The organism is Paraburkholderia sp. A1RI_3L (assembly GCF_048957895.1).
GTDB classification, from domain to species: domain Bacteria; phylum Pseudomonadota; class Gammaproteobacteria; order Burkholderiales; family Burkholderiaceae; genus Paraburkholderia; species Paraburkholderia kururiensis.
This window is the reverse complement of the sequence record NZ_JARCHA010000018.1, coordinates 40669-62494: the sequence shown is the minus strand read 5'-3', so window position 1 is coordinate 62494 and position 21826 is coordinate 40669. Positions and strand designations below refer to the sequence as shown.

Genomic DNA, 21826 nt, shown 5'->3' with positions numbered 1-21826 from the left:
TCGCTTTTCTTTTCCATGGACCTCTGCCGTTTTCCGCCTCGTTGCGGTGGTCTCGTCGCGATGCCTATTTACCCGCCGCGCCGCGCGACCACGCGCCGCGCAACAGGGCTTCGTTCTCGCCGTAGCTGATGGTGAGTTCGCCCTGGTGGGCTCTGAGCATCGCTTCGCCCAGCCGGCGCACGAGATGCGGGCCCGTGGTGCGCACCACCACCTGGCCGTCGGCGGAATCGATGGCCATGATGCGTTCGAGCGGATGCTCCTTTTCCTCGCCCGCGGCCTGGTTGCGCAAGAGGCCGAGCACGTCGTCGACGTGAGCCTGCAGGTAGTCGCCCGAGAGCACGAGTTCGCCTGCGGGCGCGCCTTCCAGAATGCGGCGGCACGCGGGGCAGACGATCTGTCGCGCGTCGTCCGCGGCAGCGTGCCAGGTCCAGCGGCCGTTTTCGCAGGTCGCGCCGCACTGGCTGCAAGTGGTTCCGCCTGCCTCACGCTTCGGCTGACGGTAGCTGTCGTCGGTACGGGCGCCGGGTTGATGGTCGCGGCGCATTTTCGTGCCGCCGGGTTCAGTGGAACGGGTCATGATGTGTGTCCTCTTCCTCTATATCTGATTCGACTATCTGCTTTGGCATCGGCCTGCGTATCTGCCTGTGCATGCGCTTCGGTACCGGCTTCGATACCGGCTTTGATGCCCTCTTTGACCAGCCGCGCAACGGCGGACCGGTGAAACTGCTGACGGCTCAATGCCGCGCCCGCGTCACGCCACGTTGAGATGGTCCACCACCGAGCGCACGCCTCTTGCCGACCACGCCGCCCCGCACGCCGCGCGCTTCTCGGCGAGCGAACTCACGGTGCCGGTGAGCGTGACGATGCCGTCGCGCGCGTCGATGGCAATGCCCGCGAATTCGCGTTGCGCGCGCCGCGCAAGCGCCGCGGCGATCTGCGTGCCGACGTCCGCGGCGGCCTCGTTCGCGCGCACCGCGATCTGGTTCATCACGCCCACCACGCCGCGCATGCGCGAGACGAGCATTTCGGCCGCGTGGCGCTGGTAGCCCCAGTCGACCTCGCCCGAGAGCGTCACGCAGCCGCGCTCCACCTCGACCTGGATGGACTCTTCGTCGAGCCCCTCCTGCCACTTCAGTGCGGAGACGATGGCCTGCGCCAGTTCCTCGTCGGAACGTGCGCCCGGCGGCGGCTCAGGCACGTCGAGTTCGAGCACGAGCGCGCGGCAGCCGCCCACGCGTTGCGCGGCCTTCTGTGCCGCGATCTTCTGCGCGCAACTCGACACCGAGCCGCGCAGCGTGACGATGCGGTCGTGGACCGCGACTTCGATGCTGCGCGCGTCGAGCGCGGGGTCCCAGTACAGCTCCTGTTCGATGTCCTGCTTGAGTGTTGCATCGGACTTCATGAGGCGTCTCCTGCGCGGTGAAGTGCACGTGAATGGAAGAGCAAGGCGCGAGAAATGCGTGAGCAACGAATGCGTGAGCAACGCGCGAGATTCGGCCTCCAGCATCGCGCACACGCCCTGGCAAATGTTGATACCGATCAAGCGGGCGCCACCCTGCTCAAACGGCCGCGAAACGCGAATAACGGGGATACGGCGCTGCGCGCGCCGCCGCTGCGGGGCGCGCGCGGCCAGAGGCGGCCTCTCGTGGGCGCGTAACCGTTTTCACGGGGGCGGACCCGCTTGACTCAGATCAAGCCAGCAAGGGCGCTCGACGGGTCGAATACGTCCAACGCGGCGAAATGCGGCCTCGTGCCGCTTGCCCGATAGTGATTGACCGAAGCGGCAATGAACCGGCCATTCGGGCGCGCAACCGCCGCGCGGGTGCGCACAAGCGCGCCATGGCAATGAGACATCGACGAAACGTCGGCAGAACGCGGTAACGGGCATACCCAGGCACACCGAGGCACACAGCAAGGCACAGAGCAAGGCACACAGCGGGCAAAGAACAGGCAGAGGCTTGAATGCAACAATTTTTCGGACGGGGGTGGCGTATGTTTGCGGCAGGTATTGGCTGGACGACCTGCATGGCCTGGGCCGGCGGCGCGGGTGGCGCGCCGGTGGGTAGCGCACCGGACCCGCAGGGCACACGGGAAGTCGCGATTCTCGTTTATCACCGCTTCGCCGAAACGGCGGACGATTCGATGACGGTGCGCACACAAACCTTCGAGGCGCAGCTGCGCTTCCTGCGCGAGCACGGCTATCAGTTCGTGCCGCTGCGCGACGTGGTGACGTGGCTGCGCGCGCAGCAGGACGAGGCGAAACGTGCGCCCGCGAATGCATCTGCGGGCGGGCCGGCCAGCACACCCGTCACGCTGCCGCTCAAGGCCGTGGCCCTCACCGTGGACGATGGGCACCGTTCCGTCTACGACGTGATGCTGCCCATCGTGCAGCGCGAGCATTTGCCCGTCACGCTGTTCGTCTATCCGAGCGCCGTTTCCAACGCGCCTTATGCGCTGACGTGGAACCAGCTGCGCACGCTGCACGACACCGGACTCTTCGACGTGCAGTCACACACGTGGTGGCATCCGAACTTCAACATCGAACGCCGCCGCCAGGCACCGGACGAGTTCCGGCGCTTCGTGCTCACGCAGTTCAAACATTCGCGCGAGCGAATAGAGGCCGAGGTCGGCACGGACGTGGACATGCTCGCGTGGCCGTTCGGCGTCTACGACGAGGAACTCGTCACACTTGCGGGCGAAGCGGGTTACAAGGCGGCCTTCACGCTCGAGGCGCACAAGGTGACGCCTCGCGCGCGGCTCCTCGCCATGCCGCGCTTCCTGATGGTGGATGCCTGCACGCCCGCCGTGCTCGCGCGGCTGCTGGGCGAAACGGTGACGCCGGCAGTGTCGTCCGGGGAGTCCGCACGATGAGGGCCAAACCGGGCAGAAGGGGGACGCCTTTGCGGGCGAGCGTGTTGGCCTGGGTTCATGGCGTGCTCGACAGGGGCTTCGCCGGCGGTCGTGCCGGGTCTCGCATCGACGCCCGTGCGGGCGCGAGGCCCGGCGCGCTCGCCGCCACCCTGGCAGCCGCGCTTGCGGCCAGAATCACAGCCGGATTCACAGCCGGATTCACAGCCAGGTTCACAGCCAGGTTCGCAGCCAGGTTCGCAGCCAGGTTCGCAGCCACCTTCGCCGCCGCTTTCATCGCGGTCTTTGTCGCCGCACTCACGCCGTCCCTCGCACTCGCCGCGACTGCCGCCATCAGCGGCGTCGTGATCGACGCGTCCACGCACGCGCCCGTGCCCGGCGCAACCGTCACCGTGGGCGGGGTTTCGCAGCACACGGACGCCAACGGCGCGTTTTCCAGCACGCTCGCCGCGCCCATCGTCGAAGCGCGTGCGCCTGGGTATCTGCGCGGCCAGGCCACCTCGGCCGGCGGCGAACCGGTGACGGTCGCGCTCACGCCGTTCCGGCCGCGCGCGGTCTATCTCTCGGTGTACGGCGTGAACAACGAAACGCTGCGCGAGGGCGCCGTGCGCCTCAAGGAAAGCAACGGCATCAACGCACTCGTGATCGACATGAAAGGCGATCGCGGTCTCACGCCCTACCCGAGCGCCGCGCGCGACGCGATTGGCGCCACCGCGCAACTGACGGAGCACGCGCCCATCCGGCGCGACTTCGCCGCACTCGTCGCTCAGCTGCACGAACAGGGCTTTTATCTGATCGCGCGCATCGTGGTGTTCAAGGACGATCCGCTCGCGAGCGCCCACCCCGAACTCGCCGTGCACGACGAAAGCGGCCACGTGTGGCGCGACCGCGAGCATCTGCAGTGGGTGGATCCGTCTTCGCACGCGGTGTGGGCGCACAACCTCGACGTGGCGGAGGAAGTCGCGCGTCTCGGCTTCGACGAAGTGCAGTTCGACTACGTGCGCTTTCCCGATGCGAGCGGCCTGCGTTTTGCCGAGCCCAACACGCAGGCGAACCGCACGGCGGCCATCGTCGGCTTCCTGCAGGCGGCGCGGGCCCGCCTTGCGCCCTACAACGTGTTCGTGGCCGCGGACATCTTCGGCTACGTCTGCTGGAATACCGACGACACCGCGATCGGCCAGCAGCTCGAACTGCTGGGCGGCCCGCTCGACTACATCTCGCCTATGCTCTACCCGTCCGGCTTCACGTGGGGCCTGCCTGGCTGCACGAAACCGACCACGGACCCGGGGCAGATCGTGCGGCGGTCGCTGGCCGAAGCGAAGGCGCGCACCGGGCTGCCGGGCGTGCGGTTCCGTCCGTGGCTTCAGGCGTTTCGCGACTACGCGTTCGACCACCGCGAGTTCGGCGCCGACGAGGTCCGCGCTCAGACCGACGCTGCCGACAGCGCGGACACCGACGGCTGGATGCTATGGAACCCGCGCAATCACTACGATCCGGCGCAGTTGCCGCATTGAGCGGGGTGCGCGTGCGACGGGACGCAGGCGCCACGCGAAGCCATGCGCGGCGGGGCGTTGCTGTGATCGCGGCGGCGCTCGTGAAGCGCCTGGGGCTCGTGGCATTCGCCACGCTGTGGATGTTGACGAGCGCGAGCCACGCTGAAACGCAGGGTGAGACCCGGGCTGATACCCGGGCTGATACCCGGGCTGAGAACCGGGCCGATACCCAGCCCCAGCCCCAGACCGGGAACGCCGCGCCGCCCGCCACCACCGCGACACGCGAAGCCGCCCCGCCCGCCCTCACCGCATCGGCTTCTTCCCCAGCCGACTTCGACGCCGCCACCCGCACCCAGCTTGCGCAGATCGTCGCGGGCCAGATCGCCGCGCATCGCGTGCCCGGCGCAGTGGTCGTAGCGGGGGATGCTACCCACATCGCGCTGCATGAAGCGTACGGCGACCGCATGGTCACGCCCGAGCGCGAGCCGATGACCGAAGACACCGTGTTCGACCTCGCCTCGCTCACCAAGGTCATCGCTACGACGACGGCGGTCATGCAGCTCGTGGAGCGCGGCCGGCTCGAACTCGATCAGCCCGTCGCGCATTACTGGCCCGCGTTCGCCGCGGGCGGCAAAGACGCCATCACCGTGCGGCAACTGCTCACGCATACCTCGGGGCTGCCGCCCGACCCACCGCTGCCCGCGCCCGCCGCACCGGACGAAGCCCGCGCCGCGCTGCTGCGCGGCATCGCGGCGAGCACGCCCGCAACGCCACCCGGCGAACGCGTGATCTATAGCGACATCAACTTCATCGTGCTCGGCGAACTGGTGGCGCGCGTGTCGGGCATGCCGCTCGACGCGTGGTGCCGCAAGCACGTCTTCGCCCCGCTCGGCATGCGCGACACGATGTTCCTGCCCGACGCGGCGCACATTGCCCGCACGGCACCCACGACGATGGACCATGGGAGCCTGCGGCGCGGACGCGTCCACGATCCCATCGCCGCGCGCGCGGGCGGCATGCTGGGCCACGCGGGCCTTTTTTCGACGGCTGCGGACCTCGCGCGCTTCGCGCAGATGCTGCTGAACGGCGGGCAGCTTGGCGGCGTACGCGTGCTCACGCCGCAAAGCGTGGCCGCGATGGCCACACCGGACACGCTGGACACGCTGGGCCGGGCCGGCTCGTGGCGCGGCCTTGGCTGGGAAACGGGCGCGCCGCTCGTCGCGAACCGCGACCGCCTGCCGGCGGTGGGCACGATGAGCCACACGGGCTACACGGGCACCGCGCTCTGGATCGATCTGGCCACGGGCCGTTTCGTCGTGATCCTGACCAACCGCGTGCATCCCGACGACAGCGGCGACGCCCGGCCGCTGCGCGACCAGATCACGTCGCTGTTCGCGAGCCGCCGGGCGCCGCTGTCCGCCGCGGCCCTCGCGCAACGCGCGCCATGGGCCGCGCCGGCGCTCGCGTTCGCGGCCGTGTTGCCGGCATCGTACGGACCCGTGGCAACCGGCATCGACGTACTCGAAGCCCAGCAATTCGCGCCGCTCGCGGGTTTCAACGTGGGGCTCGTCACGAACCGCACCGGCTTCGACGCGCAAGGCCACCGCACCGTCGACGTGCTGGCGCGCGCACCCGGCATGCGGCTCGTGGCCCTCTTCGCGCCCGAGCACGGCCTCACCACCGACGTGGACGAACGCGTAGCCGACGCGCGTGACGCCGCCACGGGGCTCGTCGTGCACAGCCTTTACGGACGCGGCCAGCGCTTCGCGCCGGAATCGCTCGACGGCGTGAGCGCGCTCGTCTTCGATCTGCAGGACGCGGGCGTGCGCTTCTTCACCTACGAGACCACGCTCGGCTACGCGCTGGAAGCCGCGGCCGCGCGCGGCATTCCGCTCTTCGTGCTGGACCGCCCGGACCCGCAGGGCGCGGACCGCTTCGGCGGCCCGGTGCTGGATGCCGGACGCGAATCGTTCACGGGCTACTTTCCGCTGCCGCTGCTGCCGGGCCTGACCGTGGGCGAACTGGCCGCGCTCTTCAACGCGGAACGGCACATCGGCGCGGACCTGCGCGTGATTCCGATGGCAGGCTACGCGCGCGCCATGCGCCCTGCCGACACGGGACTCGGCTGGGTGCCGCCGTCGCCGAATCTGCGCACGCCCGCGCAACTCGACCTGTACCCCGACGTGGCGCTGCTGGAAGGCGCGAACGTAAGCGTGGGGCGCGGCACGGCGCATCCGTTCGAGTGGATCGGCGCGCCGTGGATGGATGGTGCGAAGCTGGCAGCCGCCTTGAATTCGGCGCAGACCGACGTCCGCTTCGAGCCCATCGACTTCGTGCCCACCGAATCGCGCTGGCACGGTGTGCTGTGCCACGGCGTGCGCGTGGTGAAGGCGAACCCGGCACGCGAGCCCGCGCGCGTGGGCCTCACGATGATCGCGGCGCTTCATGCGCTCTGGCCCGACACCTTCGACCTGGCCGCGACGCGCGACGCGGTGGGCTCGACGCTCGTCTCCAACGCCCTGCGCGACGCCGCAGTGGACGCCGCGGTGGACACCGCCGCCACCATCGCAGCCGCCGACAGCGCACGCTTTCGACGCGTGCGGGCACGCTATCTGCGCTACTGAACCGAGCCCCTGCCCATCATGACGATGCCACGCCGCCGCCCGCCTTTGCCTCGTCCGTCTTTGGCTCGTTCAATGCACTCGCTTCATCGACGCACAGGCACGCGCTTCGTGCCACGCGAGGCGCGGCACGAAGCGCGCGCCGTGGACGCTGCCCTGCGCCGCGCCGTGACGTACCGGCATCCGGCGGGACGCATCCGGCGCGTCGAAACGCACATCTCCGTGATCTACCTGGCCGGCCGTTTCGCCTACAAACGGATGAAACCCGTCAACTTCGGCTTCGTGGATTTCGGCTCGCTTGCCGACCGGCTGCGTTGCTGCGAGGCCGAGTTGAAGCTGAACCGGCCGCTCGCGGGGCCGCTCTATCGCGCGGTGGTGCCGGTGGTCCGCACGGGGCGTCGGTGTGCGTTGCCTGCTGCCGGCCACGACCGCGGCCGCACGGTCGACTACCTGGTGCAGATGCGCCGCTTCGACGAGTCGCAGCTGTTTTCGAAGCTCGTCGCACGAAACGCGCTGGCTGCCGTGGATATCGACCGCGCCGTGGACCGGCTCGCCGCCTGGCATCTGCGTGCGCCGCGCCACTCGCCGCATCCCGGCTACGGCGGTGCTGAGCGGCTTCGCGCGCAGGTGCAAGCGGTGCTCCCGCCAAGTACCGACGAGCCGGGCGGCGCGGCGCTGCACGCGTGGATCGAGCGCCAGTTCGCGCGCCTTGCGCCGCTGCTGGAAGCGCGCCGCGCCGCGGGCTTCGTGCGCGCCTGTCACGGCGATCTGCACCTCGACAACGTCGTGCGCCGTGGGCACGACGCGCTGATGTTCGACTGCATCGAATTCAACGACGCCCTGCGCTGGAACGATGTCGCGAACGACCTCGCCTTCTTCCTGATGGACCTCGAAGCGCATGGCCGCGCCGATCTCGCACGGCGGGCGCTGGACCGTTGGCTTCAGGCCACGGGCGACTTCGCGGCGCTGGCCCCGATGCCGCTCTACCTCGCTTACCGGGCGCTCGTGCGAGCCATGGTGGCGAGGCTGAAAGCGCAGACCGTGCGCGCGGCGCGCGGCGTACGGGGACAATCGCCGGGCGCGTCGGCCCCACCCGACTACGCGCAGGTGGCCATGCGCATGACGGCCCCGCGCCGGCCCTTTCTGCTGCTCTGCCACGGCTATTCGGGCTCGGGCAAGTCGGTGGCAAGCCGCGCGCTCGCACGGCTGAGCGGCGCGATCCGCGTGGCGAGCGACACGGAGCGCAAGCGCGCGCGCCCGCTCTCGCCGGTAGTCGAACGGACGTTGCCGGCCGGCGCCTACACGCCCGCGGCCATCGACGCCGAATACGCGCATCTGCTCGACATCGCCGAACAGATTCTCGTGGCCGGCTACCCCGCGCTCGTGGATGCCACGTTCCTCAAGCAGGCGCACCGCGCACGCTTCGTCGCGCTGGCGCGCAAGCTCGGCGTGCCGGTGGTTCTGCTCGATTTCGACGCGAGCCGCGCGTGTCTGGAAGCGCGCGTGACGACGCGCTCGGCAACGGGACGCGACGCATCCGATGCGGGTCTCGCCGTCCTCGCGGCCCAGCTTGCGCAGGCGGAGCCGTTCACGGCGGACGAGGCAGCGCTCGTGGTGCGTTTCAACACGGAAGTAGCGCCGGCGCGCTTCGAGACGGCCGAATGGTGGGCGCCGCTCTTTGCGCGCCTGCGGGCGGTTGCGGGGGTGGCGCCACGTGCCGTTGGCGCGGGCGGTGTGCCGTCAGACTCGTCAATGCTGGACGGGGTCTGCGAATGACGGTCGTGCGCTGAGGTGCGCTCGCTTATCACCCGAGGCGGCCGAGGTCGGGCGCTTTAGCTGGACGCTTCAACCCTGCGATTCGTAGAAGCGGAAATAGCCGCTATGCAGCAGCACGGGCTTCGCGCCTAGTTCGCCGAGCAGCGTCCTTGCTGCGCGTTCGATTGCGGGCCGGTTCGCGTTGAACGCCTGGATCAGGTCTTCCTCGCGCGGGGACGCGGCACCGAAGTGGTCTTCGAGCGCCTCGGCCGTGATCGTGCACTGCACGTAGGTGTCGTCCACGATGGCGGGGAACGTGAGAACGAGATCCCGGCCGGCGTACTCGGGGGGCTCGGGAGGAAAGGAAATCTGCATGATCGCGGCCTGTGGGTAGCGGGCTGTTCAGACGGAGGTGCCGGGATGGCGGGTCGTTCCGGCGAGGGTTCGTCGCATGCCGCGGCGCGCCTCGCACGCCGTGGCTCTGAAACCAGCATAGGGGGCGTGTGCGGCACGCGCTTGACCTGAGTCAAGCGCGGCGGAGTCGGTCGCGGCCCTTGCGGCTGCGAGCGAAGGCAGGCTCCGTGTGCGCGACGGCATCGCCTTTGGTGCCACCTTTCGTGCCACCTCTCGCATCGTCACGCGTGGGCGCCATCGCTTCCCTCCCCCGTCCTATCGCGCCTCGTTCCATCCGCCGCCCAGCGCCGCATAGAGCGCCACGGTGTCCTGAAGCCGCTGCGCGTTCGCCTGGAGCCAGGCAATGCGCGCCTGGTGGTACTGGCCGTCCGCGATGAGTATTTGCAGGTAATCGACGGTGCCCACCTCGTAACTCACCTTCAGGAGCCGCAGCGCCTCCGACGACGACTCCACCGCCCGCGTCTGCGCCGCGAGCGCCTCGGCGTCGTGCTGGAGCGCGCGCAGCGTGTCGGCCACCTGCTGGAACGCCGCCAGCACCACCTGCTGATACGCGGCGCGCGAAGCGTCGTAGGCGTCTTTCGCGGCTTCGCGCTGAAACCAGAGCGAGCCGCCGTGAAAAAGCGGCGTGGTGGCGTCGGCGCCTACCGTCCAGGCCTTGCCCGCGCTGCCGAAGAGCGTTGGCACGGTCGTGCCGTTGAAGCTGCCCGACGCCGATAGCGTGACCGAAGGCAACAGCGCCGCCGTCGCCACGCCGATGTTCGCGCTCGCCACATGGAGCGCCGCTTCGGCCTGAAGAATGTCGGGCCGGCGCGCGACAAGCGCGGACGGCACGGTCTCGGGCAGCGTGGCGGGCAGCGCGATGTCGCTGAGCGACACCGGCGGTGCCTGCCAGTCCGCGGGCAGCCTGCCGGCGAGCGTGGCGAGCAGGTGTTCGGTCTGCGCGCGCTTTTGCGCGAGCGCGGGCAGCGAGGCCTGCAGCGTCGCGCGCTCGTTTTCGAGCGTGAGCACCGCCGTCCACGCCGCCGTGCCGGCCTCGTACTGCGCCTGAGTGAGCGCGATCTGTTCGTCCACGAGGCCGATCATTTCCTGGGTGGCCGTGATCTCGTCGCTGTAGGCCGCGCGCGCGATCATCGCGTTGACCACGTTCGAAGTGAGGGTGAGCCACGTGGCGACGAGGGCGTAGCGGTCGGCATCGACCTGCGCCGCGAGCCCTTCCACGGCGCGCCGCTCGCCGCCCCAGATGTCGAGCGCGTAGCTGATGCTCGCCGACAGCGTGAAGAGATTGAAGATCGTGGGCGCGGCGCCGCTGCCCAGACGCGCGCCGACGTAGCGCTCGCGCAGGGCGCTGGCGCCGGCATCCACCTGCGGGAAGAACACGCCTGCACCGGCGCGCAGTTCGTGCTCGCTGCGCCGCAGCGACGCCTGAGCGCCCGCGAGCGTCGCGTTGCCGGTGAGCGTCTCGTCGACGGCGGCGTCGATGGCCTTCGACTGGAACAGCGTCCACCAGTCGTCGCGCAGCGGCGCGCCGGGCGAAAACGTCTGCGCGGCGCCGGCCGCGGTGAGCGTGGCGGGCAGCGGTTCGCCGGGCAGATAGCGGTCCACGTGCGGCGTGCCGGGCTTCGAGAAATTCGGGCCCACCATGCAGCCCTGAAGCGCAAGCGCACTGAGACAGGCGGCGAGCGCAAAGCGCGCGCGCCTACTGGGCAGCAATGTACACATCGACGAGTTGTCCCGGATAAAGCCGCACGGCGTTCTGCGGCGCAACGCGGAAAATGACCGGCAGCACGCGCACGTCCACGCGTTCGGTGCGCTGGTCCGAAAGCTGGATCTTCGGCGTGACGTAAGGCTGGATGCGTACGAACTCGAGCGGCACGTCCACCTGGGTGCCGCGCACGAACATGCGCGCCTTCAGCTTGTGGGCCGCCGTGTTCGCATCCGGCAACCGGTTGATGAGAATCTCGTCCACGTAGCAGCGCACGTTGAGCCGGTTCGACGGCGTGCCGAGCACCACGACGGGCGCGTAGCCCTGCGAATAGGTCTCGTAGACGCCCTGCGACGAGACGTAACCGCCCGTCGCGGCATTGACGGCGAGCGCCACGCCGTCTGCCGGCGCACGCAGCGTGTAGCGGTCGAGCAGCGCGCCGGCCGCCGCCGCGGCCTTGCGCAGCGCCACGACCTGGCGCTCCTGGTTGCGCACGTCGAACGTCCAGGCGCCCGCACGCGTGAGCTGGTATTGCCTCGTCACTACGTCCAGATTCGCGCGCGCCACTTTCACGCCGTTCGCGGCGTTGTCGAGCGCGTCGCGGCTGATGGCCTTCGGGTCGATGTCATGTGCGCGCTGCTGTTTCGCGTACTGGTCTTCGGCCGTCTTGAGCGTGGCGGCAGCGGCCGTGACCTGCGCGCTTGCCACATTGAGCGTTTCGGGACGCGGCTGCGCGTGCAGTTCGTCGAGCATGGCCTGGGCCGCGTCCGCCTGCGCCGCCAGTTGCTCGGCCGTGGCGCGCTGCACGGTGTCGTCGATGGTGAGCAGCACGTCGCCGGCTTTTACGGCGGCGCCGTCGCGCACGAGAATGCGCGTCACGCGCCCCGAGACGTCCGGATACACGTTGACGTTCGCGCCTGCAGGCTGATCGCTTTCCACGATGCCTTCGGCGTACACGCCCTGCGCGTAGGGATTCGACGCCGGTTTGAAGACGGGCGGCTGCGGCTGCTGCTGGATGCCGTACACCCACGCCGCGATCATGGCGGCCACGAAGCCCACGAAAGCCGCCGCGAACAAGAGCTTCTGCCTCACTCCCCGCCTCCCATTTCAATGCCCTTGAGCTGGCCGTCCTCCATGCGCAGGATGCGGTCCGCGTAATCGAAGATGCGGCTGTCGTGCGTGACGATGACAATGCAGCGCGTGTCGCTCAGCACCTGGTGCTTCACGAAGTCGATGATCGAGCGGCCCGTGTCGCCGTCGAGCGACGCCGTGGGCTCGTCGAAGATCAGGATGTCGGGCTGGCTCACCACGGCGCGCGCAATCGCCACGCGCTGCTGCTCGCCGCCCGACAGCTTCACGGGTGCAATGCCCGCGCGGTTGCCAAGGCCGACGATGTCGAGATACTTGCGCGCCTCGGTCATGGCTTCGTCCCAGGGGCGCCGCTTGAGGATCAGGGGAATCGCCACGTTTTCCGCGGTGGTGAGACGCGGGAACAGGTGGTAGTCCTGAAACACGAAGCCGATGCGGTTCAGGCGAAAGTCAGCGATTGCGTCGTTGGGCTGCTTCCAGAGGTCCACGCCGTCCACCACCACGTCGCCGCCATCGGGCCGCAGGATGCCGGAGATCACGCTCAGGAGCGTGGTCTTGCCGCTGCCCGACGGTCCCACGATCAGCAGCATCTCGCCGTAGCGCGCCTGCATGCTGACGTTCGCGAGCGCGCGCGTGCGCGCCTCGCCTTCGCCGAACCATTTGTCCACGCCGTGCGCGTCGATTGCGAGTTTCGTCATCGCCCGTACCTAGCCGCGGAAGATGTCGAACGGCTCGATGCGCAGCACGCGGCGCACGCCGAGGTAGCTCGACAGCGCGGCGATCACCACGACCATGCCGAACGCGAGCAACAGGTTGAAGTACGTGATGAGCGCCGCGTAGTCGGGAATGCGCAGCCGCACAAGGCTGATGAGCCCCACGCAGATCCCGACGCCAAGGCCGTAGCCCGTCAGCGCCGTGAAGGTGGCCTGAAACAGGATCATGCCCACCAGTTCGTGGCTCTTCGCGCCGATGGCCTTGAGCGCGCCGAATTTCTCGAGGTTTTCGAGAATGAACGTGTAGAACGTCTGCCCCGAAATGGAGAGGCCCACGATGAAGCTGATCACCGTCATCAGCAGGATGTTGGTGCCGAGCCCCGTCTCGTACTTGTAGAAGCGCGAGATGCGCTGCATGAACTCTTCCTTGGTGTAGGCCACGTAACCGAGCGACTTCACCACGGCCTGAATGTGGGCAATGTCCGCATCGGACTTCGGCTCCACCAGCACATACGACGTCGTGTAGCGCGCGGACGGAATGTATTCGACGGCGCGCGTGTACGTGGTGTAGAGCGTGGGCGTGCCGAAGAGGCCGCTGCTCGCCACCGTGGCGATGCCCACGATCTTGCCGCGGTGGTCGTTCAGTTCGAAGTCGGTGCCGAGCGTGGGGTTGTTGAGCTTGACGAACTCGGCGTCGTCGATGGCGATGAAGCCGTTTTCCGCGTAGATGTCTTCGATGTGGCCCGTCTTCATGCGCGGCCAGCCGTAGAGGCTCGCGTCGTCGAGGCCGATCACCGTCACCGCCTGGTAGGTGCCGTCGCGCAGCTTGACGAGCGCGCCGCCCGAGTAAAGCGGCACGGCGTACTTCACGCCGTCTATGCTGCGCACCGCGTCCAGCACGTAGTCGGGCATGCCGATGCTGTTGGCGATGGTCTTCACCGCCGGGTCCATCACCCAGACCTTCGCGCCCACGTTAATGACCGTGGCCGACGAGCGGTTCAGCACGCCCGAGAACAGCGAGGTCATCTGCACCATCAGGAACACGGCGAACGTGATGCCGACGATCAGCGCGGTGAACTTCGCGCTGTCGTTCACGAGCAGCTTGAACGCCAGCCGCAAGATTCCCTTCATGTCGTGGTGCTCCTGCGGCTTCGTTTCATCGCGTATGGCGTGTCAGGCGTCGTCCTTCGGCGTGGGGTTGAGCAGCATGACGAACCCCGCGATCCCCACCACGACGGCCGCCATGCCGTAGCGGAACGACGCGCCGGCCTCGAACAGCAGCCCATGAATGACGAAGCCGAGGCCGGCCAACGCTGTGAACACGGCAATCGCCGCGAGAACGATCCGATACTCCTTGCGCACCATGGCTGGCTCCCCGTGCTTCGCGCCGTCTTTGGGTCCGTTGAATAGCCGCTGGGCCTTACCGATGTAGCTCATGACTTCGCCGCCGCCTTTTCCACGTCGTCGCTGCGCACGAGCAGCACCGGGCAGGTCGAGAAGCGCAGGAACCGTTCGGCCACGCTGCCCAGCACCACGCGCCGCACGCCGCGCCGGCCGTGCGTGCCCATCACCACGAGTTCGGCGCCGTAACGCTGGGCGCAGCGCTGCAGGCAGGCCGCCACGTCGTCGCCGGCGCTTTCGGTTTCCACGAGTTCGGTGTCGCCCGCAAGGCCTGCGGCGGCTACCGCCTTGCCGGCGGCTTCGAGCGCTTCGGTGCCGTCGCGGCGAAACGCGTCGAGCAGCGCGACCGGGTCGTAGTAACCCGCGTAAGTGAAGAGCGCGGACTTGTCCACCACGTAGACGCAATGCACGCTGCCCTTGCCGAGCGACGCCATGCGGACCGCCTCGTTCAACGCGCGTTTGGACGATTCGCTACCGTCAACCGCCACCAGAATCTTTTGATACATGACTCACCTCTGTCTCTTTGTTGATGTGTGCGCCCGGCGCGCAGGACTGCTGGCACTACAGGAAAACGGTGGGCTGGACGGCCCTCGGTGCTTCACCCGGTATTTCAGCGGGCGACTCCGCTTCGGGTGCGCTGGCGGTGCTCGCACGCGCTTCGACTGCATGCGCCTGCGCCACGCTCGTCGGCGGACACACCAGCACCGCGCAGGGCGTGTCGCGCAACGCGCGCGCGGCCACGTTGCCCGCCATCCAGTGGCCGGGACCGCGCCCGCCATGCGAGCCGATCACGACGAGGTCGGCGTGCCACTGCTTCGCCTCGCGCGTGATCGCGCTGGGCACGTCGTCGTCGGTCTCGCCGGTTTCGATGCTGCCGACCGGCGCCATGCGCCCGCAGCCTTCGATCAGCGCCGCAGCCGCCTTCAACGCGCGGCGCCCCTCTTCATCCACGATGGCCTCGCGCCAGCGCCTCGGCACGCCGAGGGCGCGGTCGGCCACATGGATGGCGCGCAGTTCGGCTTGCGGCGGCGTCACCGCCAGGGCGATGCGCAGGGCGAGCAGCGACGTTTCACTGCCGTCCACAGCCACGAGCACGCGCTCGAGCTTCAGGTCGTCGCCGGCCAGCCGTTGTGCGGGCACGTAAAGCACCGGGCAATGCGTGCCTGCGGCCACTTCTTCGGGGTCGAGCCGGCACGCCCAGCGGTGCCCGTGCGGATGCGCCGAGACGGCGACGAGGTCCGCGCCCCACGCCGCCGCGGCGTGACGCAACGCGTCGGGTGCATTCGTGCGGCCGGCCGACAGGTCGATCAGATCGGCCTCGGGCACGACACCTCCGTGCGTGAACTCGCGGGCCGCATCGCAAAGCGCCGCGTGCGCCCCGTACACCATGGTCCGGTGCGCGTCGTCCCAGTCGGGATAACTGAGCATCAGCGTCGGGAAAAGCGTGACGGGATTGCAGACCACGTCCGTGAGCCGCACGCGTGCATCCGCGGCGGCGAGCCGCAGCGCGAACCGCGTGAGCGGCCGCAGTCCGCTGCCGCCTTCTGTTGCGACCAGAAGCCGCCTGAAGGCGAACGGTGTTCCCCCATCGTGTGCTGAATCGTCCATGACTGACCTCGTGCCGTGAAGCTCGCTGCGCCTGGGCGCGTTCGATCTTTCGATGCAGGACACGCGCAGGCACACCACTCATGCGTTCATGATCGGTGCTGGCGGCCGGCGGGGGTTGACGTGGGTCAAGTTACCTTTTGGCGCGTGGCCGACGAGGACGGTGGGGTCGCGATACGTGGGTCGTCGATGGGTAGCCGAAGGGCCGAAGAGCCGAAGGGCCGAAGGCGAGCCACGCCCTGGCTCGGCTACACTGCTCCACTCCTACAGCACGGCCGCAGCGCCACCGTTGCGCGGCACATTCCACCCATGAAAAACACGCCTCAATCGCGTATCCGCATCGGTATCGGCGGCTGGAATTACGAGCCGTGGCGCGGCGCCTTCTACCCCGAAGGACTCACCCAGAAGCGCGAACTCGAATATGCGAGCCGCGTGCTCACGTCCATCGAGATCAACAGCACCTACTACGGCTCGCAGCGCCCCGAGAGCTTCATGAAGTGGCACGACGAAACGCCGGACAACTTCGTGTTCGCCGTGAAGGCGCCGCGCTTCGCGACGAACCGGCGCGCGCTCGCCGAAGCGGGCGCGTCCATCGAGAAATTCTTCGCGAGCGGCGTGATGAACCTGAAGGCGAAACTGGGCCCCGTGAACTGGCAGTTCGCGCCCACCAAGGCCTTCGACCCCGACGACTTCGCGGCCTTCCTGGCGCTGCTGCCTGCAAGCGTGGAGGGCCAGCCGGTGCGCCATGCGCTGGAGGTGCGCCACGAGAGCTTCCGCTCGCCGGCGTTCATCGCGCTCGCGCGCGAGCACGGCGCGGCGGTGGTGATTGCAGGGGATTCGGACTATCCGCAGATCGCGGATCTGAGCGCGCCGTTCGTCTACGCCCGCATCATGGGCACCGCCGAAGGCGAGCCGGAAGGCTACACGGACAAGGCACTCGACCGCTGGGCCGAACGCGCCCGCACGTGGGCTGCGGGCGGCATGCCGGACGATCTCGCAACGGCGGGTGCGAAACCGCTGCCGGCGAAGCACCGCGACGTATATCTCTACGTGATCAGCGGACACAAGGTCCGTAATCCCGCTGCCGCCGCGGCGTTGATCAGGCGGCTGGCGTAGGCGCGCCGGGGGCGGGCGTCTTCTGCCCGCCCGAAGGCGCAGGCCACCGGCCGTCCTGCCGGAACAGGTAGCCCACCACGGCGCGCATCACGCGCTGCTCCAGCGCGGCGGCGGCGCTGTCTTCCTGGATGTCGTCCTGTTCGCCGGCGGCGTCGATCATGCCGCGCGTCATCGCGAGCACGTCGGCTGCGGCGGTAGCGGGGTCGGCCAATGGAGGCGCATCGGCGCGCGTGAACGCCTCCCGAAGAATCGCGACGATCGTGTCCGCCACGTGCTGTTCGCGCTCGCCGAGCGGCAGACGGCGTTCCTCGAAGTCGATCAGGCGAGCCAGCACGGGCCGCCGCGTCTGGTGCCGCACCGCACCGCGAATCAACAGGCGCAGCGTGCCTTCGCAGCTTGGCGCCTTGCCCGCTTCTTCCACATCCGCCACGAGCGTGGCGGTTTCGCGATCGATCAGCGCGGCCGTGAGCGCGTCGCGATTCGGAAAGTACTGATACAGCGAACCGATGCTGACACCCGCGCGCTCGGCCACGGCATTGGTCGTATAGCCTTCGAAGCCCGCCGTTTCCAGGATGCGCGCCGCCGCTTCCAGAATCGCCTCGACGGTCGCGGCCGAACGGCGCTGCGCGGGCCGCTTGCGCGGGGCCAGCGAATCGGCTCGACGGGACGCGGCAGCGGACGAAGAACGGTTCATGGCAAGGGGTGGCGAAGGGAGCGAACGGAAGACGCGAAGCCGCAAGCGGGTGGGTCTGAATACGAGCGAACGCTCGGATTTTATTCGGTTTCACGGCCAAAGCAGGCATCCGGCATGCGCGCCCACGCCTACGCGGACGCTTCTTTATTACCGCAAGGCATATTAATCAGGTACCAAATGCTTTGTGGAAATAACCGGTTTTTGCTACAGTCCGCTCCACCAGCGCGACCGCTGACATTGCAGAGGCCGGGCGCGCGGGACATTACTCATCACGGAGCCACGCAAACATGAAAATCATCCGCTCTCTTCTGTTGATCGGCCTCCTGCAGGCAGCCGCGGTCACCGCCGCGTTCGCCGCCGACGACCTCGCCCAGATCAAGTCGGCCGGCGCCATCAAGATCGGCACGGAAGGCACCTACGCGCCGTTCACGTTTCACGATGCTTCGGGCCAGTTGACCGGCTTCGACGTGGAGATCGGACGCGCCGTGGCCCAGAAGCTCGGCGTCAAGGCCGACTTCGTGGAAGGCAAGTGGGACGGCCTCATCGCGGGCCTCGATGCAAAGCGCTACGACGCCGTGATCAACGAAGTGTCCGTCACGCCGGCGCGCAAGGAGAAATACGACTTCTCCGACCCGTACATCGCCTCGCACGCGGCCCTCATCGTGCGTGCCGACAACACCACGATCAAGAGCTTCAAGGACCTGAAGGGCAAGAAGTCGGCCAACACGCTCACCAGCAACTTCGGCAAGATCGCCAAGGACAACGGCGCCGAAGTGGTGCCGGTGCAGGGCTTCAACGAATCGATCGACCTGCTCACCTCGGGCCGCGTGGACGCCACGGTGAACGACAGCCTCTCGTTCCTCGACTTCAAGAAGCATCGCCCGGATGCGAAGGTGAAGATCGTCGCCATCGACGATTCGCCTGACAGCGACAAGTCCGCCATCCTGATCCGCAAGGGCAACCCCGAACTGCAGGCCGCGCTGAACAAGGCGCTCGCCGAGCTCAAGGCCGACGGCACCTACCAGAAGATTGCCGACAAGTACTTCGGCAAGGACGTTTCGAAGTAAGCTCCCGACACTGAGCGCATGACGGGCCGTGCCGCCAACGCACGGCCCGTCTGCATTGGAGCAACGAACAAGAGAGGAGCGAATCCGCACCATGCCCGCCACGCTGCACCTGATGGCAGACTCCCTGTGGCCCCTGCTCTACGCGGGGCTCGTCTTCACCGTTCCCCTCACGCTGATCTCGTTCGCACTGGGGCTCGCGCTTGCCTTCGTGGCGGCGCTCGTCCGGCTGTTCGGCCCGAAGTGGGCCGTGGCCGTGGTGCGCTTCTACGTGTGGCTCGTCCGCGGCTCGCCGCTGCTCGTGCAGCTCTTCGTGATCTTCTACGGCCTGCCCAACGTGGGCATCGTGTTCGACCCGCTCACGGCGGCCATCATCGGTTTCACGCTCAACGTGGGCGCGTACAACTCCGAAGTGATTCGCGGCGTGATCGAGTCCATTCCGAAGGGCCAGTGGGAAGCCGCCTACTCCATGGGCATGACGCGCAGCCAGGCGCTGCGCCGCGTGATCCTGCCGCAGGCCACGCGTGTGGCGCTGCCGCCGCTGTCGAACTCGTTCATCTCGCTCGTGAAGGACACGTCGCTGGCCGCCGTGCTCACGGTGCCGGAGATTTTCCAGGCCGCGCAGCGCATTGCCTCCGTCACGTACGAGCCGCTCGTGCTCTACACCGAGGCCGCGCTCATCTATCTCGTGTTCAGCTCCGTGCTTTCGTCGGCGCAGGTGCGCCTTGAACGGCGCTTCGGTCAACATGCAGTGTTTCAGGGTCAGTGATGATCAGGCTCGAGAAAATCGAAAAGTATTTCGGCGACCACCAGGTGTTGAAGCCCGTGGACCTCGCGCTCGAACAGGGCACGGTGACGGCACTGATCGGACCGTCCGGCAGCGGCAAGAGCACGCTGCTGCGCTGCGTGAACCTGCTCGAAATTCCGGACGCGGGCACGCTCGAAGCCGGCGACGAACGCATCACCTTCACGCGCGGCGGCAAGCCCGCGCGTGAAGCCGTGCTGCGCGTGCGCCGGCGCACCGGCATGGTGTTCCAGAACTTCCAGCTGTTCCCGCATCTGCGCGTGATCGAGAACGTGATGGAAGGCCTTATCACCGTGCAGAAATGGGACCGCGAGCGCGCGCGACAACGCGCGCTGGACCTGCTCGCGAAGGTCGGGATCGATCACAAGGCGGATGCCTGGCCCATGACGCTCTCGGGCGGGCAGCAACAGCGCGTGGCGATTGCGCGGGCACTGGCGCCCTCGCCCGACGTGCTGCTCTGCGACGAGCCCACGTCGGCGCTCGACCCGGGCCTCGCGGCTGAAGTGGTGGACGTGCTGCGGCAACTCGCGCGCGAAGGCATGACCATGCTGATCGCAACGCACGACCTGCGGCTTGCGGCATCGATCGCGCGCAGCGTGGTGTTCCTGCAAGGCGGCGTGGTGGTGGAAGCGGGCGCCGCGCGCGACGTCTTCACGCGGCCGCGCGAGGCCGAGACGGCACGTTTCGTCTCGACGCTCACGCAGGGGTTGCCGGAGGAATGGGCGGACTGAGGGCGGATAGAGCGGACCGGGGGCCGACTGAGGGCCAACTGAGGACCGACTGAGGGCCAACCGAAGCCCCTCTGCCAGCGGCGAAGAGTGGAGCCCGGCCGCAAGCAACCGCGCAAGCGGCCCTCGTGGGCTCCGCAGACGCCAGGCGCGCCGGCCTCTTGCCCGATAACGCGTTTGCGCAACGCAACGCGCCGCGCCTCTAACTCTCCACGTTCCGCCTACAGATTGCGCCGCAAATCCGCCGGCGGCACCTTCATCTGCCGGCGGTACTTGGTGACGGTACGCCGCGCCACCATCACGCCCTGATCGGCCAGCATCTTCGCGAGTGCCACATCCGACAGCGGCTCGCGCGCGTTTTCCGCCTCGATCATTTCCTTGAGCAGTGCCCGCACGGCGGCCGCCGAACACCGGCCGCCGCTTTCCGTTTCGAGTTCGCGCGGGAAGAAGTGCTTGAACTCGAAGATGCCGCGCGGCGTGGCCATGTACTTGTTGCCCGTAGCGCGCGAAATGGTGGATTCGTGCAGACCCAGTTCCTCGGCGATGTCGCGCAGCACGAGCGGCTTGAGCGCGATTTCGCCGTACTGGAAGAACGCGCGCTGGTGCTGCACGATGCACTCGCCCACGCGCAGGATGGTTTCGAAACGCTTCTGCGCGTTGCGGATCAGCCAGCGCGCTTCCTGCAACTGCTGCGCGAGCGGCGAATGGCTCGACCCGGCCGACTGCGCGAACAACTCCGCATAGAGCCGATGGATGCGCGCACGCGGCAGCACCGCGGGGTTGATCGTCACGACCCACTTGTTGCGCACGGGGCGCACGATCACGTCGGGCACCACGTAGCTGTCTTCGGCGCGGCCGTAGTGATTGCCGGGCTTGGGGTCGAGCTTGCGCACGAGTGCACAGGCCACGCGCAGCGCGTCGGCATCGCAGCCCAGCTGCTTTTGCAGTTCCGCCTGTTCGCGACGTGCGAGCCGTTCGAGATGGTGAGCCGCGATCTCGCGTGCGATGTCGCGGCCCGGCGTCGCGGCCGGCATGGCATCGAGCTGCAGCGTGAGGCATTCGGAGAGCGAGCGCGCGCCGATGCCCGGCCGGTCGAGCGACTGCACGAGCCGCAATGCGATCACGAGTTCGGTTTCGGTGAGCGGCGGCGCGAAGTCCGCCACCGCGGCGAGTTCGTCCAGGTCCTGGCGTAGATAGCCATCGTCGTCGAGGGCTTCGATGATGATGCGGGCCGCTTCGCGGTCGCGCGGACCCAGCGGATAGAGACGCAGTGCCTCGTGCAACTGCTCGCGCAGTGTGGGCTGCATGCGAACCCAGTCCGCGGGATCGGAGCCCTGGCCGTCGTCGTCCTGATTGCTGCGGCGCAGGCCCATGCGCTCGGGCGCGTCGGCCATATAGCCGCCGGCCGGTTCGTCCTGCAGGGTGCGCTCGGCGCCCGACTCTTCGGCTACGCCCGGCATGTCAGTGGAAGCCGGCAGCTCGGCGGGCGCCGCGAGCCCGTCCTCGCGGGCGGGGGGCGGCGTGTCGCCGTCTTCGCCTGGCGCGGGCGTGTATTCGAGAAACGGATTGGTGTCGAGCGCGTTGCGCAGCTCCTGCTGGAACTCGAGCGACGACAGCTGCAACAGCCGTACGGATTGCTGCAGCCGGGGCGTGAGGGCGAGGTGTTGTCTTGTACGTAGCTCAATTGAAGGCGGCATGGCAGTCCTGAGTGAGTCATATCGATGACAGGCCTCTTTAAAGCAACTGCTATACCAGTGC

The 21826-nt window shown here is 68.2% G+C and carries 21 protein-coding genes; 8 read left to right on the top strand and 13 right to left on the bottom strand.

Features of this window, described 5'->3' with window-relative positions; translation table 11 throughout:
* Window positions 1–64: 64 nt before the first annotated feature.
* Window positions 65–577 (bottom strand): BCAM0308 family protein, encoded by a 513-nt coding sequence (locus PXJ20_RS29810; RefSeq protein WP_017775706.1) that lies wholly within the window; start codon window positions 575–577, stop codon window positions 65–67.
* Window positions 578–751: 174 nt separating this feature from the next.
* Window positions 752–1402, bottom strand: coding sequence for a BON domain-containing protein (locus PXJ20_RS29805; RefSeq protein WP_026121643.1), 651 nt, complete (start codon window positions 1400–1402; stop codon window positions 752–754).
* 623 nt (window positions 1403–2025) lie between these two features.
* On the opposite strand from PXJ20_RS29805, the gene PXJ20_RS29800 reads away from it, so the two are divergent.
* Complete coding sequence (locus tag PXJ20_RS29800) at window positions 2026–2871, top strand: polysaccharide deacetylase family protein (RefSeq protein ID WP_421032251.1); 846 nt, start codon at window positions 2026–2028, stop codon at window positions 2869–2871.
* A gap of 55 nt (window positions 2872–2926) precedes the next feature.
* Here the strand turns inward: PXJ20_RS29800 and PXJ20_RS29795 are convergent, their stop codons facing one another.
* Window positions 2927–3229: a hypothetical protein gene (locus PXJ20_RS29795; protein ID WP_421032693.1), complete on the bottom strand. Its 303-nt coding sequence runs from the start codon at window positions 3227–3229 to the stop codon at window positions 2927–2929.
* On the opposite strand from PXJ20_RS29795, the gene PXJ20_RS29790 reads away from it, so the two are divergent.
* The 3 genes from PXJ20_RS29790 to PXJ20_RS29780 all read left to right on the top strand — a co-directional run bounded on the left by PXJ20_RS29790 (window position 3144) and on the right by PXJ20_RS29780 (window position 8758).
* Complete coding sequence (locus tag PXJ20_RS29790; protein WP_240658987.1) at window positions 3144–4382, top strand: putative glycoside hydrolase; 1239 nt, start codon at window positions 3144–3146, stop codon at window positions 4380–4382. The genes PXJ20_RS29795 and PXJ20_RS29790 overlap by 86 nt on opposite strands.
* Window positions 4383–4501: 119 nt before the next feature.
* A complete protein-coding gene (locus PXJ20_RS29785; protein ID WP_421032665.1) occupies window positions 4502–6985 on the top strand; it encodes a serine hydrolase in 2484 nt (827 codons plus the stop codon).
* Window positions 6986–7057: 72 nt separating this feature from the next.
* Window positions 7058–8758, top strand: coding sequence for an AAA family ATPase (locus tag PXJ20_RS29780; RefSeq protein ID WP_421032250.1), 1701 nt, complete (start codon window positions 7058–7060; stop codon window positions 8756–8758).
* 69 nt (window positions 8759–8827) lie between these two features.
* Here PXJ20_RS29780 and PXJ20_RS29775 read toward each other — a convergent pair whose 3' ends face one another.
* From PXJ20_RS29775 to PXJ20_RS29740, 8 genes are all read right to left on the bottom strand, one after another.
* A complete protein-coding gene (locus PXJ20_RS29775) occupies window positions 8828–9112 on the bottom strand; it encodes a DUF1488 domain-containing protein (protein ID WP_277598244.1) in 285 nt (94 codons plus the stop codon).
* A gap of 294 nt (window positions 9113–9406) precedes the next feature.
* Window positions 9407–10870, bottom strand: a complete 1464-nt coding sequence (locus tag PXJ20_RS29770; RefSeq protein ID WP_026121642.1) for an efflux transporter outer membrane subunit — start codon at window positions 10868–10870, stop codon at window positions 9407–9409.
* Window positions 10848–11945 carry an HlyD family secretion protein gene (locus tag PXJ20_RS29765; protein WP_421032249.1) on the bottom strand — a complete coding sequence of 366 codons (1098 nt, stop codon included), beginning with the start codon at window positions 11943–11945 and terminating at the stop codon, window positions 10848–10850. Before PXJ20_RS29765 ends, PXJ20_RS29770 begins: the two co-directional genes overlap by 23 nt.
* Window positions 11942–12640, bottom strand: coding sequence for an ABC transporter ATP-binding protein (locus PXJ20_RS29760; protein WP_413214934.1), 699 nt, complete (start codon window positions 12638–12640; stop codon window positions 11942–11944). Before PXJ20_RS29760 ends, PXJ20_RS29765 begins: the two co-directional genes overlap by 4 nt.
* Before the next feature lie 9 nt (window positions 12641–12649).
* Entirely contained in the window at window positions 12650–13786 is a 1137-nt protein-coding gene (locus tag PXJ20_RS29755) for an ABC transporter permease (protein WP_413214935.1), read from the bottom strand.
* A gap of 42 nt (window positions 13787–13828) precedes the next feature.
* Complete coding sequence (locus PXJ20_RS29750) at window positions 13829–14020, bottom strand: DUF2964 family protein (protein WP_026121641.1); 192 nt, start codon at window positions 14018–14020, stop codon at window positions 13829–13831.
* A gap of 68 nt (window positions 14021–14088) precedes the next feature.
* On the bottom strand, window positions 14089–14562 hold the full coding sequence (locus tag PXJ20_RS29745) for a universal stress protein (protein ID WP_126877127.1): 474 nt from the start codon (window positions 14560–14562) through the stop codon (window positions 14089–14091).
* Between the two features lie 55 nt (window positions 14563–14617).
* Window positions 14618–15664 (bottom strand): universal stress protein, encoded by a 1047-nt coding sequence (locus tag PXJ20_RS29740; protein ID WP_421032248.1) that lies wholly within the window; start codon window positions 15662–15664, stop codon window positions 14618–14620.
* 306 nt (window positions 15665–15970) lie between these two features.
* On the opposite strand from PXJ20_RS29740, the gene PXJ20_RS29735 reads away from it, so the two are divergent.
* The gene (locus PXJ20_RS29735) at window positions 15971–16777 is read left to right on the top strand and encodes a DUF72 domain-containing protein (protein WP_421032247.1); all 807 of its coding nucleotides are present in this window, start codon (window positions 15971–15973) and stop codon (window positions 16775–16777) included.
* On the opposite strand, the gene PXJ20_RS29730 is transcribed toward PXJ20_RS29735, so the two are convergent.
* Window positions 16761–17471 carry a TetR/AcrR family transcriptional regulator gene (locus tag PXJ20_RS29730; RefSeq protein WP_421032246.1) on the bottom strand — a complete coding sequence of 237 codons (711 nt, stop codon included), beginning with the start codon at window positions 17469–17471 and terminating at the stop codon, window positions 16761–16763. The genes PXJ20_RS29735 and PXJ20_RS29730 overlap by 17 nt on opposite strands.
* A gap of 287 nt (window positions 17472–17758) precedes the next feature.
* On the opposite strand from PXJ20_RS29730, the gene PXJ20_RS29725 reads away from it, so the two are divergent.
* The 3 genes from PXJ20_RS29725 to PXJ20_RS29715 all read left to right on the top strand — a co-directional run bounded on the left by PXJ20_RS29725 (window position 17759) and on the right by PXJ20_RS29715 (window position 20071).
* Window positions 17759–18538, top strand: a complete 780-nt coding sequence (locus tag PXJ20_RS29725; RefSeq protein ID WP_017775688.1) for an amino acid ABC transporter substrate-binding protein — start codon at window positions 17759–17761, stop codon at window positions 18536–18538.
* 91 nt (window positions 18539–18629) lie between these two features.
* On the top strand, window positions 18630–19304 hold the full coding sequence (locus tag PXJ20_RS29720; protein WP_421032245.1) for an amino acid ABC transporter permease: 675 nt from the start codon (window positions 18630–18632) through the stop codon (window positions 19302–19304).
* Window positions 19304–20071 carry an amino acid ABC transporter ATP-binding protein gene (locus tag PXJ20_RS29715; protein ID WP_413214940.1) on the top strand — a complete coding sequence of 256 codons (768 nt, stop codon included), beginning with the start codon at window positions 19304–19306 and terminating at the stop codon, window positions 20069–20071. The genes PXJ20_RS29720 and PXJ20_RS29715 overlap by 1 nt, the downstream gene beginning before the upstream one ends.
* Before the next feature lie 218 nt (window positions 20072–20289).
* Here the strand turns inward: PXJ20_RS29715 and PXJ20_RS29710 are convergent, their stop codons facing one another.
* Entirely contained in the window at window positions 20290–21765 is a 1476-nt protein-coding gene (locus tag PXJ20_RS29710) for an RNA polymerase factor sigma-54 (RefSeq protein ID WP_421032244.1), read from the bottom strand.
* Window positions 21766–21826 lie beyond the last annotated feature (61 nt).